The following is an 18,054-nucleotide window of genomic DNA, read 5'->3' on the forward strand; positions in this document are numbered from 1 at the left end:
AGCGGAAGGTCGCCGCAAAGCCGGCGCCTGGCGTTAACCAACCACAGGCCCCATTAATTCCAGCGTGGATCTGACTGCCTGAGCCCGTTTCCTGGCGCCAAGACCCGCCTGGCAGGGTCTTGGCGCTGTCGTGCTCAGTCGAACGGGTGCCTCAACACGATTGTTTCCGAGCGATCCGGACCCGTGGAAATGATGTCAACGGGCGCTTCCACGACTTCCTCAATAAAACGTATATAGGCTCGTGCATTCTCCGGCAGCTGCTCAAGGGTCCGGGCCCCGGCCGTGCTCTCGTTCCAGCCTGGCAGTTCCTCGAAGACCGGCTCCAGAGTCGCCGCTCCGTCTACATTCATGAGCCAGGAAGAAACCGTACCGCCGTCACCCTGATAACCGGTGCAGACTTTAATGGTCTCCAGCCCATCCAGAACGTCCAGCTTGGTCAGACAGATTCCGGACACGCTGTTTACCCTGATAGCCTGGCGCACGGCAGCGGCGTCGAACCAGCCGCATCGTCTGTCTCTGCCGGTCGTTGCACCCTTTTCATGTCCTACCGTTGCCAGGTGTTTACCGACGTCGTCAAACAGTTCGGTGGGGAACGGGCCGGTACCCACACGGGTTGCGTAGGCCTTGGTTATACCCAATACATAATCCAGGTAAAGAGGACCATAACCACTGCCTGTAGCCGTTCCCCCGGCGGTCGTGTTAGAAGAGGTGACGAAAGGGTAAGTGCCATGGTCAATATCCAACATCGATCCTTGAGCGCCTTCGAACAAAATACTGTCGCCCTGCTTGCGATGACGATGCAGTATTTCTATGGTGTCATCCACGATGTGCGAGATTTTACCGACCAGTTCAAGACTCTGATCCAGTGTCTCCTGAAATTCCACCGGCTGTACCTGGTAGTATTTTTCCAGAATAAAGTTATGGTACTCCATCAGGCCTTCCAGCCTGGCCGTAAACTGCGCTTCATCCAGTGCTTCCGCCAGACGAATACCCCGTCTGGCCGCCTTGTCTTCGTAAGCGGGCCCTATACCACGCCCGGTGGTGCCAAGCCGGGTATCCCGCGCCTTATCCAATGCCACGTGGGTAGGCAGAATCAATGGGCACGCACCGCTTATTCGCAGCCGCTCGCGGACCGGTATGGAGCGCGCCTCGAGTTCCGAGATTTCTTCCCACAAAGCATCAAGACTCAGGACTACACCGTTTCCGATCAGGCAGTCCACGCCATCCCTCAGAATGCCTGATGGTAAAAGGTGAAGCACCGTTTTCTGACCGTCGATTACCAGGGTATGCCCGGCATTGTGTCCGCCCTGAAAGCGCACGACCACTTTGGCCTGGTCGGTCAATAAATCAACAATCTTTCCTTTGCCTTCGTCACCCCACTGGGTGCCCAACACAACAACGCTCTTTCCCATTCCGTGCAATCCACTCTTTAAATTAGCCATTCAGGACCAGGCTTCTACAGCGGCCTAATCAAATTTTTCTACCACCCACCGACCGGATCGGCTGGCAATAAAACGATCACAACCCAATTCAGCGCCATCGACACCACCCTCAGCGGCATCGCCGGATGAAAGGCTCATGATGACGATCTCGCCCGAGGTCCGCAGATCCTGCACAAGCTGCATCAAAGCGTCGTCGCTTACAGCAGGAGCCAGGATACCTTTGGGCCTTTCGAAGCGGCGGTGAGTCAGGCGCGACAGCACCTTGAGATCACAATCGAATCCTGAAGCCGGACGGGCGCGGCCGAATACTTCGCCAATGTCGTCATACCGCCCGCCCTTGGCTACCGCCCGGCCGTTCTCTGGCGTGTAGGCAGCGAATACTATGCCCGTGTGGTATTCGTAGCCGCGCAACTCGCACAGGTCGAAACATAAGACAGTGTCGGCAGACCGGCTTTTCACCCCCCGGGTGATTGCTTCCAGCTCGTAGAGTTCCTTGCGAACTGCCTCGGGAGCCTCGGCAAACACCTCCAGTGCCTGCTCCAGTGTTTCAGCGCCGCCGCTGAGACGACTGAGCTGATAGAGCATTTCCCGCAAATCGGCGTCCCCCACAACCTGCCGCAACAACGTATCGATCTCGGCATAGGCTTTGCGCTGAACCAGATCGAACAGCGTTTCCTCGGTCTTGTCATCCAGCTGTGCCTCAGCCACCAGCGAGCGAAAAATACCCACGTGGCCGAGTACGAGATGAATATTCTTTATATCAGCCTGTTGCAGCGTTGCGATCATGAGGCAGATTAATTCCACATCGGCTTCGACACCGGAATGACCGAACAACTCCGCACCAATGCGGAAAGGCACTCGTGACGTCAGCAAACCTCGAGGCCTGGTGTGAAGAACGCTGTCGGCGTAGCAAAGACGAACCGGCCCTTCCAGATTCAGGCAATGGGCATCAATGCGGGCGACCTGGGGTGTCATATCGGCACGAATCCCCATCATCCTGCCACTCAACTGATCGGTTACTTTGAAAGTATGCAGATCCAGATCCTGGGAAGTGCCCACCAGCAGGGAATCGAGAAATTCAACGAACGGCGTCATTACCAGTTGATATCCCCAACTGCTGTACAGATCGAGGATCTCACGTCGCAAAGATTCCAGCACAAATGCCTCATCAGGTAGAATTTCTTCTACACCCTCAGGCAATATCCATCGGCCAGCTGAATTCATTTAATCTCTCTCCGGCTCCCCAGCCTGTCTTACTTATACTGTCAGTTGATCAGGTACAAAAGTCCGGTACCCACCAACATGCTGCCAAGCCCGATCACTCGTAAGGTACCATCGTTTACCTGTTCCACGGCCTCGAGCATCCTGCGCCAGCGCCCAGGCGCGACAAAGGGAAGCATGCCCTCTATCACCAGCATCAGGCAGAAGGCGACACCCAATTCATGAGCCATGATCGGTATTTCTCTTACTCAATTGTTGTCTTACCCATTCGGGTCCATTGATGCTTTTTTGGCAAAGCTTTATGGACCAAAAAAACGAAAACTCAAGCAACAGTCGCGCTGCTGCTTGAGTTCCTTTAATCTGGCGTTCCACTATTTTATAGAGGCAGTTCTTTCCTGCTCGGAATGCCCCGGATTACACCAGCTTCAGTTTGTCGGTCTATTGTTCAGATACCTGAAGTAGTCACTGTCCGGATCTATCAGCAGAAAATCACCTTTGTTACTGAATGTTGATCGGTAGGCATTCAGGCTTCTGGTAAAAGCGTAGAACTCGGGATCTCTATTGTACGCTTCCGCATAGATACCGGTGGCTTCGGCATCACCTTCGCCACGAATCTGCTCGGCGTCACGATAGGCTTCGGCCAGGTAAATTCTCGCTTGCCTGTCTGCATCAGCTCGTATCCCGATGGCCAGTTCCTCACCCCTGGAACGCAGCTCCTGGGCTTCCCTGTTACGTTCTGTAGTCATCCGTTCATACACCGAAGACCTGACGTCATCGGGCAGATCAATCCGCTTGACCCGGACATCGATCACTTCTATGCCAATATCAATGGCAGTGTCTTCATTGAGTTCGGTTGTAAGGGCTACCATGAGATCATCCCTTTCACCGGCTACCACTTCCTGCAGGGTCCGGGAACCAAACTGGTCGCGTAGTCCATCGTTAATCCGCTCTGATAAAAGCTGCTGCGCCCTGGTGAGATCACCCGCATTGGCAACATAGAACTGGCCGACATCCACGATGCGGAACTTGGCGTAGGAATCCACCATCAAGGCTTTCTGCTCCAGAGTAAGAAACCGGGTTGGCACCGCGTCGGCCGTTTGTATGCGCCCGTCAAACTTCGCCACCCGGTTTATAAAAGGAATCTTTACATGCAGACCCGGTGCAATATCGTCATCCACCAACTGGCCAAATTGTAACAGCACAGCACGCTCTGTCTCTCGGACTACAAACAGGGAATTGCTGGCTACCAGTACTACCAGGACTACTAGTCCCAAGCCGATGAAATTCTTCATATCAACGTCCCCTTCCGCTCGTAGTCAGTCGCGAGCGATCTACTGAGTTGTTGCTGCCAGGTGCCGGCAGGTACGGTGCCAGGCGCGTGGCCAGATCCTGCAGTTCACGGGTAGTAGTCGGTAACGCTGTACCACCCACGTTATTTGCACCCTGTTCCATAATCTTGTCCAGCGGCAGGTACATCATGTTATTGCCACCTTCAATGTCAACCATGATCTTACTGGCACTGGCCATCACGTCCTCGATAGCCTCGATGTAAAGGCGTTCACGGGTGACTTCCGGTGCCTTGCGGTACTCGGTCAGCAGCTGATTGAAACGCGAAGCGTCACCCTGAGCCTCGGCAATGACTTCCTGCTTGTAGCCGTTCGCCTGCTCGATGGCCCGCTGAGCATCACCACGCGCTTCCGGGATTACCTGAGCGGAGTACTGCTGGGCCTGATTCTGCACTCTTTGTTCATCTTCCCGGGCTCTGATCACATCGTCAAAAGCCGCCCTGACGGCATCGGGAGGTTGGGCATCGGTGACATTCACCTGACTGATTAATATGCCGGTCTGGTAGACATTCATGTAGTCCTGCAGGCGCTGTTCCACATTGTCGGCGACAGCAGCACGACCTGTGGTCAGAATCTGATCCATGAAGTTCTCGCCTACTATGTGCCGGATCGCCGATTCGGACGCATTGCGCAGACTCAGCTCGGGATCCTGCACGGCAATAACATAGCTCTTGGGGTCCTCGATTCGGTACTGTACGGTAACGGTGAGGTTGATGATGTTTTCATCGGTCGTCAGCATGTCATTGACAAACTGGCGGCTGTTAAGCCTCTGCACGTTGACCTTGGTCACCTCGTCAATGATCGGGGGATTCCAGTGAAGACCAGGAAGCACCACCGCCTCGCGCACGCGCCCGAACCGCAGCACCACACCCCGCTCCGCTTCATCGACGGTGTAAAAACCCATAAAGGCCCACACCACCACCACCGCAAGAATCAGTCCGCCAAGCATCCCGGCATTCAGTTTGGCGCTGCCGCCACCCGACCCGGAGCCTGAACCGCCGGATGATTTGCCGGATCCACCAAACAGAGAATTGATTTTCTTGGTCAGATTCTTGACGACCTCATCGATATCAGGGGGTCCGTCGTTACCACCACGACGACCTCCACCCCCCCAGGGGTCTTTGTTGTCGCCGTTGTTCCCAGGTTCATTCCAAGCCATTCGCTTCTCCAAAGCTATTCGGTTGCAGGAGCGTGATTTTAACGAATAATCAGGTTTTAACCCAGCCTTTACGGCCAAATGCGGGTGTGAACCGGATTATCGCTTACGCCCTTGAGTTACTCTCAGTCCAGCCAATGAAACCCTTGCCGGATCAATTGACATGCAGTGCCGGTTCGACTGTGGGTACCGGCTTCCCCAACTGGTAATCGGACTCTGACTGCAGCCCCTCTTCCTCAAGGATTCTCAGTAAATTACTACGCGCCAGCCTGACTTTCAGATGAAACTGGCCGTTCTCGTCCACCGCCTCGTCCTGTACCGCGCCTCTGGCATACAGCTTACTGCGCAAACGCGCATGGGCGGGCTGCAGCACCAGATCCTGCTGCACCAGTTCGCCGGACAACAGTTCACTGACGGCCGTCAGCAACAGCTCAATACCCTCGCCAGTCCGGGCGGATAACCACACCCGCCAGGGTCTTCCCTCGGCATCTCTGTCGATGGCGGGAGCGCAGTTCTCCAGCAGATCGATTTTATTGAACACCTGCAGAATCGGCGCATCGGCAGCACCGATCTCGGCCAGAACATCTTCGACTTCCCGGATCAGCATATCGTGTGATTCATTGGCCGAATCTACAACATGTAGTAGCAGATCAGCCTGTGAAGTCTCCTCCAGGGTGGCGCGGAAAGCTTCCACCAGCTGGTGCGGGAGGTGGCTGATAAAGCCCACGGTGTCTGCAAATACAACATTGCCGAAAGACGGAACTATAATCGACCTGAGGGTGGAGTCCAGAGTCGCAAAAAGCTGATCCGCGGCATAGGTTTCGGCACTGGTCAATCTGTTGAACAGGGTCGACTTGCCGGCATTGGTATAGCCGACCAGCGACACGGTCGGCACTTCAGCCCGGCTCCGGGACCGTCTGCCCTGGTTGCGCTGAGCGCGAACCCGCTCCAGGCTTTTGTTGATGGCCTTGATGCGCTGGCGCAGCATACGCTGGTCCAGTTCCAGCTGAGTCTCACCCGCTCCACGCAGGCCGATACCGCCCTTCTGTCTGTCCAGGTGGGTCCAGCCACGTTTCAGCCGGGTACTCATATGCTGCAACTGCGCGAGTTCTACCTGCAATTTACCTTCATGGCTGCGGGCTCGCTGGGCAAAGATGTCGAGAATCAGGCCGGTGCGGTCAAGTACGCGACATTTCAGGTGCCGTTCCAGGTTGCGTTCCTGGCTCGGAGACAGGGTATGGTTGAAAATGACCAGCTCGGCGTCGCAACCCGCCACTGCGTCCGCGATTTCCTGCAGCTTGCCGGTCCCGACGAAAAAACTGGGTGAGGGTTGTTTGCGACTTCCGGTGATGAAAGCTGCCGGATCACCTCCGGCAGATAGCACCAGCTCTTCAAATTCCTGAGGATCTTCCTGATCGCGTTCTGAATCAATAGAGATATGAACCAGAATGGCGACTTCACCTGTATCAGGGCGCTCGAAAAACAATAAGTTACCTCTTCTCAGGCGGTATTGCCGAAGTTTTCATCGGGCTCAACGCCGCCAGCCTGTTCGGTTTGTCCAGGGGTGGGAATCCTGACTGTACGGGCCGGGACTACTGTTGATATGGCGTGCTTGTACACCATCTGGTTAACAGCGTTCTTCAATACAATGACAAACTGGTCAAAAGACTCGATCTGGCCCTGCAGCTTGATGCCACTGACGAGGTAAATCGAGACGGGTATTCGCTCTTTCCTTAATACATTCAGAAAAGGGTCTTGTAGAGTATGCCCTTTCGACATGTTCCTAGTCTCCTTATATTTAAACGAGGACCCGGCCGGCCCAATTTAGTCCACTACTCAGTAATCCCGTATATCGAGGTTGATTCCAGGATATTCAAGAGTTCATTCAGGGAATTGTCACTGCGGCCACCCAGACTGGTGAGCTCGGGCCAGCTCCTCAACCAGGTATACTGGCGCTTGGCCAGTTGCCTGGTGGCAATAATACCTCTTTCAACCATTGCATCATAGTCGATTTCACCGGATAAATACTGCCAGACCTGACGATATCCGACTGATTTGATGGCTGGCAGGCTGGATGACAGGTCCCCGCGACGATAAAGCCCTTCCACTTCTTCTACGAGCCCAAGCCTCAACATGGATTGGAATCGGCTGGCAATTATTTCATGCAGCTGCTGGCGGGACTGGGGCATCAGCGCCAGGAAACGTAACTGAAAGGGATAGGACTCACTTGCCGCTGCTGCCAGCCGGCCTTGCGCATGTAGCTCGGTCATGGTTTTACCGGCGGCCAGGTAAACTTCCAGGGCCCGCTGCAGGCGCTGGGGGTCATTGGGGTGAATGCGGGCCGCTGATGCCGGGTCGACCTCGGCCAGACGCCTGTGCACCGCCGACCAGCCCTGCTCAGCAGCCAGTTGTTCTATCCCGGCGCGGATCGCCGGGCTGGCGGTGGGCAGCTGGGCCAGCCCGTCTCGCAGCACTTTGAAATACAGCATAGTGCCACCCACCAGCAGGGGAATCCGGCCAGATTCGAGTACTTCCCCGATGGTTGCCAGCGCGTCGGTTAGAAAGTCAGCGGCGGAATAAACCTCGCCCGGATCCCTGATATCAATCAGCCGGTGCGGCGCGATTGCCAGTGTCTCGCGGTCCGGTTTGCCACTGCCAATGTCCATGCCCCGATAAACCTGTGTCGAATCGACACTGATGAGGTCGACCGGCAGGCGTTGCGCCAGCTCTACCGCCAGGTCGGTTTTTCCAGACGCGGTGGGGCCCATCAGACAGTACACGCAAGGTCGGGATATGGGGGGGGCAGTCATATCTGGAAATCAGCGAGAATGTTCACTGGCCGCGCAAAAACAGCTTGTCCAGCTGGTCCATGTTGAGAAATACCCAGGTCGGCCTGCCGTGATTACACTGACCACTTCTTTCCGTCACCTCCATGTCACGCAGCAGGGCATTCATCTCCGTGATACTCAACTGCCGGTTGGCCCGCACCGAATTATGGCAGGCCATGGTGGCGAGGAGTTCATCCTGATGTGCCTGAATCCGCTCACTGCTGCCGAATTCCATGATGTCGGACAGTACGTCACGGACCAGTTGTTCAACATTCGCCTCACGTAGAATGGCTGGAATCTGACGCACAATCACCGCTTCGTCGGCGACCCTTTCCACCACCACCCCCACATTCAGCAATGCCTCCCGCTGTTCTTCAACGCTGTCTGCCTCGGCCTGACTGACCGCCAGGGACAGGGGGACAAGCAGAGGCTGAACCTTCAACTCCTCGTTGACGCAGGCTGTCTTCATCCGCTCATAGGTTATCCGCTCATGGGCGGCATGCATGTCGACGATGATCAGCCCGTCTTTGTTCTGCGCCAGGATATAGACACCATGCAACTGCGCTATGGCGTATCCCAGGGGTGGAATCTCTGACTCCTCGCTAAGTTTCTGATACGCATCCAGCTGTTCCCTGACCCGTGACGGATCGAAACTTCCCCGCTGAGACCCGTAATTGCCCCCGTCATAGTTGCCCTGCCTGGAATAGTAACCGCCCGTGGGTCCGCTGCTTTCCCCCGGGTTGTCGATCAGGCTTAGTTTGCTCTGGCTGCCCCATTGATCAGGCTGCCAGCCGCTGCGGGACTCTGCACCCGACTCCGCCGCAGCCGGTTGCTGGCCGGCCAGTGTCTCAGCCGGTGTCACTTCAGCAAGTGCCCGGTGCAGGGAACTGAACAGGAAGTCGTGGACCATCCTGCTGTCGCGAAAGCGTACTTCGTGCTTGGTGGGGTGTACATTCACATCGACGCGGGCCGGATCCAGCTCCAGGTACAGCACAAAGGCCGGGTGACGACCCTGGAAAAGCACATCCCGGTAAGCCTGTTTTACCGCGTGCGCCACCAGCTTGTCGCGGATTACTCTGCCGTTCACGTAGAAATATTGCAGATCCGCCTGGCTGCGGGAAAAAGTGGGCAGGCTTACCCAGCCCCATAATCGCAGACCTGACCCCTCTACTTCGATCGCCACGGCATTGTCCATAAAGGCCGGGCCGCATACCAGCGCAACCCGGCGCTGCTGTTCCTGCAATGTGCCGGCTTTCAACAGATTGTGTACGACCCGCTGATTGTGCTTGAGCACGAATGTCACGTCGAAACGGCTTAGAGCAAGCCTTTTTACAACTTCTTCGATGCGGGAGAATTCAGTCTTCTCAGTACGGAGAAATTTTTTCCGGGCCGGTGTATTGAAAAACAGATCGCGAACTTCAACCGTGGTTCCGGCCTGGTGCGCCGCCGGCGTCAGTACCGGCTGCATCTCCTGCCCTTCGGCTTCCACCTTCCAGGCCTGCGCGGCATCGCTCTGTGCACTCCTGGAAGTAATGGTCAAGCGGGAAACCGAACTGACACTGGCCAGCGCCTCGCCCCGGAACCCCAGGCTGGCGATACTCTCCAGGTCCTCCAGATCGACAATCTTGCTGGTTGCATGCCGGCTCAGTGAGAGCGCCAGATCGTCACGATCCATGCCGGCGCCGTCGTCCCGTACCCGCATCAGCTTGCTGCCACCACTCTCAACATCGATTTCGACACGCGTAGCGCCCGCATCAAGGCTGTTTTCCAACAGCTCCTTCACCACGGACGCCGGGCGCTCGACGACTTCGCCGGCAGCGATCTGATTGGCCAGTCGTTGACTGAGTAAAGCAATCTTGCCCATAGAAGCTGATTTCGGGATTACAAAGCGCGGGATTGTACCATCATCCCCTCAGCACAATCAGGAGGTGGGAATCCTGAGGACCTGCCCGATCCGGATAGTGTCGCTGGTCAGGTTGTTGGCCTGCCGCAGTCTGGAAAGACTGACGCGGTAGCGCTGGGCGATCTCCGATAGAGTCTCGCCGCGGGTTATACGGTGCTCAGCGCTTCGGTACGCGTCAGCCGAAGTGGGAATTTTAAGAGTCTGTCCCACGTGGATGACATCACCACGCAGTCCATTGTCGGCCTTCAGGCCGGCGAGGCTGACGCCGAAGCGGGCGGCGATTTCAGACAGGCTGTCGCCACGCCTTACGGTGTAGGACTCCGGCGCGACACCATTTTCCTTCTGCCAGGCCACCAGGGATCCCGGCGGTGGACTTTCATAGAAGTAGCTTTTAACCCCCTGCACAATAGCGTCCGCGAGTCTGCGCTGGTAGTTGGCGGATTTCAATCGGTCTGCTTCCGTGGGGTTTGACAGATAACCGGTTTCGATCAGTATCGAGGGAATATCCGGTGAGCGCAGTTCCCACAGGTTTCCGCCCTGCACCTTGTTCTTGCGCAACGGCGCCACACCATCCAGGGTATCCAGTATGTGACTCCCCAGAGTTACGCTTTGTTCCATGCTCCAGGCCATGGAGAGATCCAGCAGGGTAAGCGCAAGATCGTCCTCCACGTCGGCTATGCGGGTATCGCCAGCGACACCCCCAAGCAGGTCCGCCATGTTTTCCTTTTCCTCCACACGGCGGATATTTTCCTGATCGGCTGTTTCTCCCGACAGGGCGTAAATCGTCACGCCCTGCACATCCCGGCCGCGATAGGAATCGGCATGAATGGAGATATACACATCAACTCGCTGCTCGCGGGCAATAACCGGGCGTGATTTCAGCGGCACCGAGTAGTCGCCGTCCCTGATCATTACCGGGCGGTAGCCAGGTGTCTGCTGCAGCCGTTCTTCAACGGCCCGGGCGATCGACAGGGTTACGTCTTTCTCCCAGAACCGGCGGTTGTAGCTTGGCGCACCAGGGTCTTCTCCACCGTGACCGGCCACCACCGCCACGAGGATGTCGCGCTTCTGCGAGGGTTGCGCAACCGGCAGGGTCTTGACAGTTTTTGCGCCGCTGACCTGCGATTGCTTATCACGCGTTTGGGAATCGTAAAGATCAATTATCAGTCGGTCACGAAATTCACCGTTGGCCCTCAGGGAAAAGCTCTCGTGCTGGACTCTTTGTTCCATATCCAGCACCAGGCGCAGGTCCTTGCCGTTTCGAACCCCGGTTCGGATACCGGTAATCGGACTATCGGTCAGGTCCAGATCCGACAGATCAGCCACCATACTACTGTCGGAAATATCGACGACCAGGCGCTCCGGATTGTCCAGATTGAAAATGTGATAACTGACCTCATCACTCAGATCCAGGGCCAGACGGGTATGATCCGGCGCGCGCCACAGACGGACTTCCTCCACCGTGGCGGCCATCACAGAAGCACAGCCCAGCACCCCCGCGAGGAACGCAAGGGCCAGGCCGACTGGTTTTCTCACCTGGCTGTAAAACTGTTTCATGCAGCCGGACTCTCTCTGAATTCTCACTTGTGGTTTATTGACTCTGTGCTCTGACCCTCAGGGTTTTACCCTGGGTCAGGCCCTGGCATTTTCAGCGCGCCTGATACCTTGAAGCCGGTCTGCGGACCAGGAATCCCGGCACAACTGACACGAATTAGCTGCTATCGGTTCGCTGTCATTCTGACTTGGAGAGCTCGATCAGCCGGCTCAGCTTATCAGCGATTTCACAGCCCCGCGGGGTGCCGGTTCTCCAGGTCAAACGCCGACCTCTGCCTTCAATGGCCAGCTCGATCATCAAATCAGCCGGCGGCAGTAAGGAGCCACCCCTGTCCGGCCACTCGATCAGGCACAGGTTCGACCCATCAAGATAATCCGAAACGCCCAAAAATTCCACCTCTTCGGGATCGGAAAGGCGATACAGATCAAAGTGATAAATGTTATACCTAGAAAACTCGTAAGGTTCAACCAGGGTATATGTAGGACTTTTTACCGCACCCTCGTGCCCATACCCCCGCAAAATCCCCCGTGCCAGGGTGGTTTTGCCGGCACCCAGGTCACCGGTCAGGTAGATCCGACCGCCACCGGTGGCGGTGGGTTGACACCCGGTATGCTGCGCTCCGACTTCAAGATCGCTGGTAGCCAGCGCGAGCAGGCGGCCACAACGCTCGGTATCCGCTTCATCGGCAAGGAAAAGGCTGCGTACTGACATGATGAATTCCACCATCCCCGGAACGGGAAGAAGGTTATCGGCTACGACGAGGGATTGATCAGCCGCTGAATAAACGGCAGCAGATCGGTCGCCACCAGCCCCCGCTGGCCCGCCTCCGCAGCGGCCAGGTCGGCAGCTTCGCCATGCACGCAGACAGCGATGCGCAGGGAATCATCCAGGCTGTAACCCTGCGCCACCAGGCCTCCAATCAGCCCGCTGAGCACATCGCCCATGCCGCCGCTGGCCATGCCTGGGTTGCCTTCGCTGCACAATTCGATTCTGTGAGCCTGCAAGGAATCGTGCAAGGCGCCAACACACAGCAGGCTGCCGGCCCCCTTCAGCAGGACTGCACCACCCCAGCGATAATGCAGACGACGCACCGCCGCAAACCGGTCAGCGTTGATCTCTGCTGTCCCGCAACCCAGCAATCGGGCTGCCTCCCCCGGGTGGGGGGTCAGTATCCAGTTGTCCCGGGCGGAAATCTGCTCGCCGTCAGTTTCCATGCCTTCCGCCAGCAGATTGAGCCCATCGGCATCCACCACCAGCGGCGTCTCACGGCCTGCCTGTGCCCTGAGAGCCAGGCCTAACAGCTCCCGGGCCCAGGGGCCCCGACCCAGGCCGGGGCCGACGACAATGACCGAGGCCCGTTCCAGCAGCGCATTCACCCGGCTCTGCCACTCATCGGGGTCTTCGCTGCCCACCATCATCACTTCCGGTTGTCTGGCCAGGAAACCACACCGGTTAACCGAGCGGGTTATGACGCTGACCAGGCCGCTGCCTGCCCGCAGAGCGGCCGCCGATGCCATCAGCGCCGCACCGCCGAAGCCATAGTCGCCACCGAGGATAACCGTATGGCCGCAGGTACCCTTGTTCGCGGAGCGCTGACGGGGTTGCAGCAGGCGGGCAACCAGGTTCATGTCAATGCGATGGCTGGCAGGTGCGGGTGAATTTTCGGAGTGGAAAACCCGCTCCGGCACTTCCAGATCGTGATAAACCAGCGCGCCGGTCTTGTCGACGCCGGCAGCCGTCAGCAGACCCTGTTTCATACCAATGAAGGTGGTGGTCAAAGACGCCTGGACCGCATCACCCAATACGCTGCCGGTATCGCTGCACAGACCGGACGGGATGTCTATGGACAGGACCGGAAACGGCAGATCGTTGATGGTCGCGACGGCCTCGGCGTAGGCGCCGCTGAGCGGCCGGTCGAGTCCGGTTCCCAGCAGGGCGTCAACGATAAGGGTGTGGTCCTCCGGGTAGGAGCCGGATCCAAGCAGGCTTTCGCGGTCAAACCCGGTAATGGAGACTCCCCGTTGCTCGGCAAAACTCCGGGCCCGCCAGGCATCTCCCCGCAAAGCCGAGTGATCACCTACCTGGATGATCTCGGGGTTCAGACCGAAGTCCCGGGCCAGCCCGGCCACGACATACCCGTCGCCGCCGTTGTTCCCGGTGCCTGCGAACACCAGCAAATGGCGGGTCTGAGGCCATCGTTCGATGAGCCCGTTAAACGCTGCCGCGGCAGCCCGCTGCATCAGGGTGAAGCCCTCAATACCACAGCCTTCAATAGCCAGGCGGTCCAGTTCGCGTACCTGGGCCGCCTGGTAAAGCGCTCGTGGCAGTCGGGCTACCTGCATGTTCATTGCTGTCACTTCTTGTCGAATTGTTTGATCAGTCGCCGCACAACAAAAAGCGAGGCCTCGAGATCCTCGAGGGTAATATCTTCAGTCGCATCCAGTGCCCAGGGATCCTGCTCTTCACGCAACAGGTTGTAGCATTTTTTTCCCTCGCCGGTCAGATGGACCAGCATGGATTTCTTGTGTTTGGGATTGGGAACATAGAGCAACAGGCCGTCCTCCACCATTGCATCGGCAATACGCTGAACGGCCTGGCGGGACTGACCGAGCACCCTGGCGATTCCCGGCACTGTCAAACCGCCGCTGGAAAGTGCCACCGCGCCGATGACCCGCCAGCGAGCGCTGGTCAGGCCCAACCCCCTGGTCATCCTGTCACCCTCGGCGATCAGCAGCCCGTTGAGACGGAACAATGACAACACAAGGTCAAGGAAGACAACTCTTTTTGGCGAATGCAAAGTATGCTCCTGGCTGGATGGTCGACTGGCTTCCTGTCCCCGGTCATGGCCATGGCCATGGCCCCGAGACAAGGTTTCTGCGTCTGAAAACATGCTGTCATCACTCTGGATGAAAGTAAAGGAATTCCATCTGAGTATCCAAACGCTATGACGCCGACCGGAACGTCAAGTACCGACTGTGACGGGGCCTGCTTTTTCTATACACTCGATGCAGGCATTGTGGATCACCTGGAACCAACATGACTGATCGCAACGTAAGTAAATTCATGCCTCGGGCTGCCGGGCAGACCGGCTGGTTTCCGGCCGGCCTGGCCCTGCTGTTTTTAGCTCTGTCGCCACAGACCTTTGGTGACCCACTGTCAGACGCCAGGCGGCTACTGCAACTTACCGAAGCGGCCCGGGAGTTTGAACTGGCCACCCGACAACAGGCCAATACCGTCATTCGCACCTATGCCAGCATTGTCGCCATGTCCACAGAGCAGGAACTGCCCGGCTCCATCAAGCAGGAAATAGCCCGCTGTTACCAGCAGACCTATGCCTGGGAACTCTTCGAGCCGGGCATTGCCGAAATTTTCGCCGCCAACCTCAGCGCAACCGAACTGCAGCTGCTGATCGATTTTTACAACGACAAGAGTGTGCCCCCGTCCCAGATCGACACGTTCAAGGCACTGATTGCCAGAGCCGACGTGGTCGAACAGATGGCCATCGACTACATTTTCGATCAGAGCGAGGGCTGCGACGCACGCAACGTCGAGCTGATCCTAAATTTCCTCGCTGCTCAGGGTTCATAGAGATTGACCGGCGACGGGCCGAATGAAAGCCAGGTGGCATTGGCCTGTTGATGGCGACCGGGCTTGCTCCAGTCGCAGACCCCGTCCGGGAAAATGGCCCGCAGCCGTTCTTTTTCCGGCTCACTGAAACTCACCCCGTACTCGCTGAAATCAATCGGTTTCAACTGGCACTTAAGAATATCGTTAGTCAGGGGGCCACCGGCCACCAGCCGCAATCCTGCATGGGGGGGATAGAGCCTGTTGCAGACGCCCTCGGTGTTGTCATACAGACGCCCCGTATCGAATACCGGATCCTCCATAATCTGCTCACCGTCGGCCGTGAAACAATCATTTTTCAGGGCTGCCGGTCTGGCTCTGACAATCCTGTCCAGCACCCGGCCCCCATCAGCGTCGGCCTGAATATTGGCCAGCCACTGATCCATCAGCTCCAGGTTCTCTGCAGTCAGAGAGAGATCTCTGTCGTGCCGGCGCAATATATAATTTTCCGCGTGGCCATTATCCCGCTCCAGCCTGGCACGGGTGATAAATGAATAGACACTGGCATGAAAGTTTCCGATATCGTCCAGGTAGCTTCGATCGTCAATTATCGGGACCTCTGACAGCCCGGCTCCCCCGCCGGTAACACGACCGGTCTCATAAGCTATCCGCACCGCGTCATCGTCCGCGACGGTTCGCTGGGCTCGAGAATTGACATCGATATCCCAGCCACCGATTTTTTCGTTCAGATCCAGAAACAAGGCTTTATCGATGAGCCCTTCATTCAGCGCGGCCAGCCCGTACTGTACCCCCACATTGTCATGGGGAGCCCTGGCAAAAGCCCGTTCGGCGTTGATTTCCGGATACAGCTTTTCGCCAAAGACATTGCGCATGCCATCATAGATAGAACACCTGGCACCTTCTGGATTGCTCACAGGATGATAACGAGCCTCTGGCGGGATCTGCGCTGAACAGTCATAAGGCGCTATCCGACGCGGCCGATCGCCCAGCGAGGACTCACACAATGACCACATGGACCACCCGCCAATGGCATTCTTGGTTTCGTCACTCAATCCCCTCTCGGGAGCATTCACATAATCCCGCAGAATCCCGGCACACTCCTGGGAATCGGTAAAGTAGGACACCGCGTCGGCGAAGGTATTACTCGGCAGAAGTCCGTCCAGAAGCCCCGGGTAGGCACCTGCAATCAATAATTGCTGCATCGCCCCGCCGGAGCTGCCAAAGCCGATGGTATACCGCGGTACCCCGTAACTTTCTATGAAATGCTCTTTCACCATCATGGTCGTCTCGGCCGAAAGAACATCGTTGCATCCCCCCTGCGCATTGACATTCAGGGTGGAGGACGCCACGGCGTAGCCTCGGCTCAACATGGTATCCCGCAGCACACCACCGGTAGTGGTGCCTTGAAAGTAACCGGCCTCGCAGCCGCCGCCATAGGTATAGACCAGGCGCTGATTCCAGGCGCCGGGATCGCCGAGCGGCGACGGCACGGGGCGCACCGGGTCGTGAAGAATAGCGATCTGGTAGACGGCGCGATTGATCGTACCGGTCTCCAGCCTCACGATGTAGGGAGCCTCCTCGCCTTCGAGAGTTGTCGTGAAAGCCAGATCCGCGGGCCTGGCAGCAATGTCGACAAGCGGCTTGAAGACAGGCTCCTCTCCTGTCGAACGGTAGACATAATCCACCCGGGTTGGCAGTGAACAATTGCTGTCGCTGACGGAATCGTCGAGAAACTCTCCGTTACCGAGGTCAAAACGACGCTTCTGCCCGTCCAGGCCGGGCGCCAGTTGCGCGAGACAGAAATAAGGCCGCTGTTGGGGGCCGGACAGAATCGGCCCGGTAATGGGGTAGTTGACCACCGGCAGCTCTGCCGCCGCCTCGCCTAAGCGGGCGGTAATGGAATTGGTTCCCTGATTCAAGCCACCGACCAGCGCCCGGTAGGTAGTGAGGCCACCACTTTCACCCACCGCCGACAACGCCACTGATCTGGCAATACCGTTCAGCAACACCCGGATATCGTCGGCATCGGAGGTAGAGGCGGTAATTTCCAGCAGGACATCTCCACCACTGAGCAAATACGGCTTATTGGAAAGCACAGCCAGGGAGAGCTGCGCCGGGCGGTCCGGTTCCTGGCTGCAGGCGCTGACCAGAATGCCGAGCAGACAGAGTGTGAGTAGATGCTTAATCCTGGACATGGTGACAATTCCCTCATTCCGGTTCAGTGGGCTGAAAAGCCACTGTACTGCAGCGCCGGCAAAAGTTAAATGCTCTATGCAGTTCAGCTGGCTGGCGTGACATTTTCTGATGCCATGAGCCTGTTGCGGCTGCGGTGAAAGCCGCAGTGGCAACCCGACCAGTGAACCTCTGATTAACTCCCGCAGCGCATCGCTGCGGTTAATAAGAGGTTCACTGGTTTTTAATAACCTGCAAGGGGTAATTCTGTTTTATAGACCACCTGCTTGAGAGTAAAGCTTGACTGAATATTGGAGACCCCCGGGGTGGTGGTAAGCTTTTCCGCCAGAAAGCGCTCGTAGCTGTCAAGGTCAGGCACCACTACCCTTAACATGTAGTCGAAACTGCCGGTCATCAGGTAGCACTCCATAACTTCGTCATAACCGGCCACCCGTTCTTCGAACTTCTCCAGGCTTCGCCGCTCCTGATTGTGCAATGAAACATTGATGAAAGTACTGATCGGCAATCCCACTGCCCTGGCATCCACGATAGCGGCGTACCGCCTGATGACACCCCGCTGCTCCAGGGCTTTGACCCGACGGAGGCAGGGTGAGGGGGAAAGTCCTACCTCCTCGGCCAGCTCGGCATTGGTCAGCCGCCCACGGTTCTGCAGAAAATGGAGTATCCTGAAGTCTGTCCTGTCCAGCGCCTGATGAGACATTTTTTTCCTCTTATTCAATGCTTATTGGCAGATACTGCCAATTACTAGCATTTTATTGACATCATTTGCAATGCCGATTGGCTCGTCGCCAGTATAATAGAGTCCTTCACAAGAAGTTGGAAAAC

The 18,054-nt window shown here is 57.0% G+C and carries 16 protein-coding genes; 1 reads left to right on the plus strand and 15 read right to left on the minus strand.

From position 1 onward, the window contains the following. Positions 1-134: 134 nt before the first annotated feature. The 13 genes from R3F50_03300 to R3F50_03360 form a co-directional block, all read right to left on the minus strand. Positions 135-1,412, minus strand: a complete 1,278-nt coding sequence (locus R3F50_03300) for an adenylosuccinate synthase (GenBank protein ID MEZ5489327.1) — start codon at positions 1,410-1,412, stop codon at positions 135-137. Positions 1,413-1,466: 54 nt separating this feature from the next. Continuing rightward, the gene (locus tag R3F50_03305; protein MEZ5489328.1) at positions 1,467-2,666 is read right to left on the minus strand and encodes an ATP phosphoribosyltransferase regulatory subunit; all 1,200 of its coding nucleotides are present in this window, start codon (positions 2,664-2,666) and stop codon (positions 1,467-1,469) included. Positions 2,667-2,707: 41 nt separating this feature from the next. After that, positions 2,708-2,893: a DUF2065 domain-containing protein gene (locus tag R3F50_03310; protein MEZ5489329.1), complete on the minus strand. Its 186-nt coding sequence runs from the start codon at positions 2,891-2,893 to the stop codon at positions 2,708-2,710. A gap of 195 nt (positions 2,894-3,088) precedes the next feature. After that, positions 3,089-3,955, minus strand: coding sequence for a protease modulator HflC (hflC, locus tag R3F50_03315; GenBank protein MEZ5489330.1), 867 nt, complete (start codon positions 3,953-3,955; stop codon positions 3,089-3,091). 1 nt (position 3,956) lies between these two features. Further along, on the minus strand, positions 3,957-5,168 hold the full coding sequence (hflK, locus tag R3F50_03320; protein ID MEZ5489331.1) for an FtsH protease activity modulator HflK: 1,212 nt from the start codon (positions 5,166-5,168) through the stop codon (positions 3,957-3,959). A 151-nt stretch (positions 5,169-5,319) separates the two neighbouring features. Further along, entirely contained in the window at positions 5,320-6,651 is a 1,332-nt protein-coding gene (gene hflX / locus R3F50_03325) for a ribosome rescue GTPase HflX (protein ID MEZ5489332.1), read from the minus strand. A 14-nt stretch (positions 6,652-6,665) separates the two neighbouring features. Beyond that, positions 6,666-6,944, minus strand: coding sequence for an RNA chaperone Hfq (hfq, locus tag R3F50_03330; GenBank protein ID MEZ5489333.1), 279 nt, complete (start codon positions 6,942-6,944; stop codon positions 6,666-6,668). 53 nt (positions 6,945-6,997) lie between these two features. Beyond that, the gene (miaA, locus tag R3F50_03335) at positions 6,998-7,975 is read right to left on the minus strand and encodes a tRNA (adenosine(37)-N6)-dimethylallyltransferase MiaA (GenBank protein ID MEZ5489334.1); all 978 of its coding nucleotides are present in this window, start codon (positions 7,973-7,975) and stop codon (positions 6,998-7,000) included. Positions 7,976-7,997: 22 nt separating this feature from the next. After that, positions 7,998-9,857: a DNA mismatch repair endonuclease MutL gene (gene mutL / locus R3F50_03340; protein MEZ5489335.1), complete on the minus strand. Its 1,860-nt coding sequence runs from the start codon at positions 9,855-9,857 to the stop codon at positions 7,998-8,000. A 57-nt stretch (positions 9,858-9,914) separates the two neighbouring features. Next, positions 9,915-11,453 carry an N-acetylmuramoyl-L-alanine amidase gene (locus R3F50_03345; protein MEZ5489336.1) on the minus strand — a complete coding sequence of 513 codons (1,539 nt, stop codon included), beginning with the start codon at positions 11,451-11,453 and terminating at the stop codon, positions 9,915-9,917. 175 nt (positions 11,454-11,628) lie between these two features. Beyond that, on the minus strand, positions 11,629-12,162 hold the full coding sequence (gene tsaE, locus R3F50_03350; protein MEZ5489337.1) for a tRNA (adenosine(37)-N6)-threonylcarbamoyltransferase complex ATPase subunit type 1 TsaE: 534 nt from the start codon (positions 12,160-12,162) through the stop codon (positions 11,629-11,631). Between the two features lie 41 nt (positions 12,163-12,203). After that, the gene (locus R3F50_03355; protein MEZ5489338.1) at positions 12,204-13,799 is read right to left on the minus strand and encodes an NAD(P)H-hydrate dehydratase; all 1,596 of its coding nucleotides are present in this window, start codon (positions 13,797-13,799) and stop codon (positions 12,204-12,206) included. A gap of 5 nt (positions 13,800-13,804) precedes the next feature. Further along, positions 13,805-14,341 (minus strand): MarR family transcriptional regulator, encoded by a 537-nt coding sequence (locus tag R3F50_03360; GenBank protein MEZ5489339.1) that lies wholly within the window; start codon positions 14,339-14,341, stop codon positions 13,805-13,807. A gap of 146 nt (positions 14,342-14,487) precedes the next feature. Between R3F50_03360 and R3F50_03365 the strand changes: the two genes are divergently transcribed. Continuing rightward, a complete protein-coding gene (locus R3F50_03365; protein MEZ5489340.1) occupies positions 14,488-15,039 on the plus strand; it encodes a hypothetical protein in 552 nt (183 codons plus the stop codon). Here R3F50_03365 and R3F50_03370 read toward each other — a convergent pair. Then, positions 15,027-17,231 carry a DUF6351 family protein gene (locus R3F50_03370; GenBank protein MEZ5489341.1) on the minus strand — a complete coding sequence of 735 codons (2,205 nt, stop codon included), beginning with the start codon at positions 17,229-17,231 and terminating at the stop codon, positions 15,027-15,029. The genes R3F50_03365 and R3F50_03370 overlap by 13 nt on opposite strands. A 221-nt stretch (positions 17,232-17,452) precedes the next feature. Further along, positions 17,453-17,929 carry an Lrp/AsnC family transcriptional regulator gene (locus R3F50_03375; GenBank protein MEZ5489342.1) on the minus strand — a complete coding sequence of 159 codons (477 nt, stop codon included), beginning with the start codon at positions 17,927-17,929 and terminating at the stop codon, positions 17,453-17,455. Between the last annotated feature and the right edge of the window lie 125 nt (positions 17,930-18,054).

It is taken from the genome of Gammaproteobacteria bacterium (assembly GCA_041395725.1).
Classification (GTDB): Bacteria; Pseudomonadota; Gammaproteobacteria; order Pseudomonadales; family Pseudohongiellaceae; genus NORP240.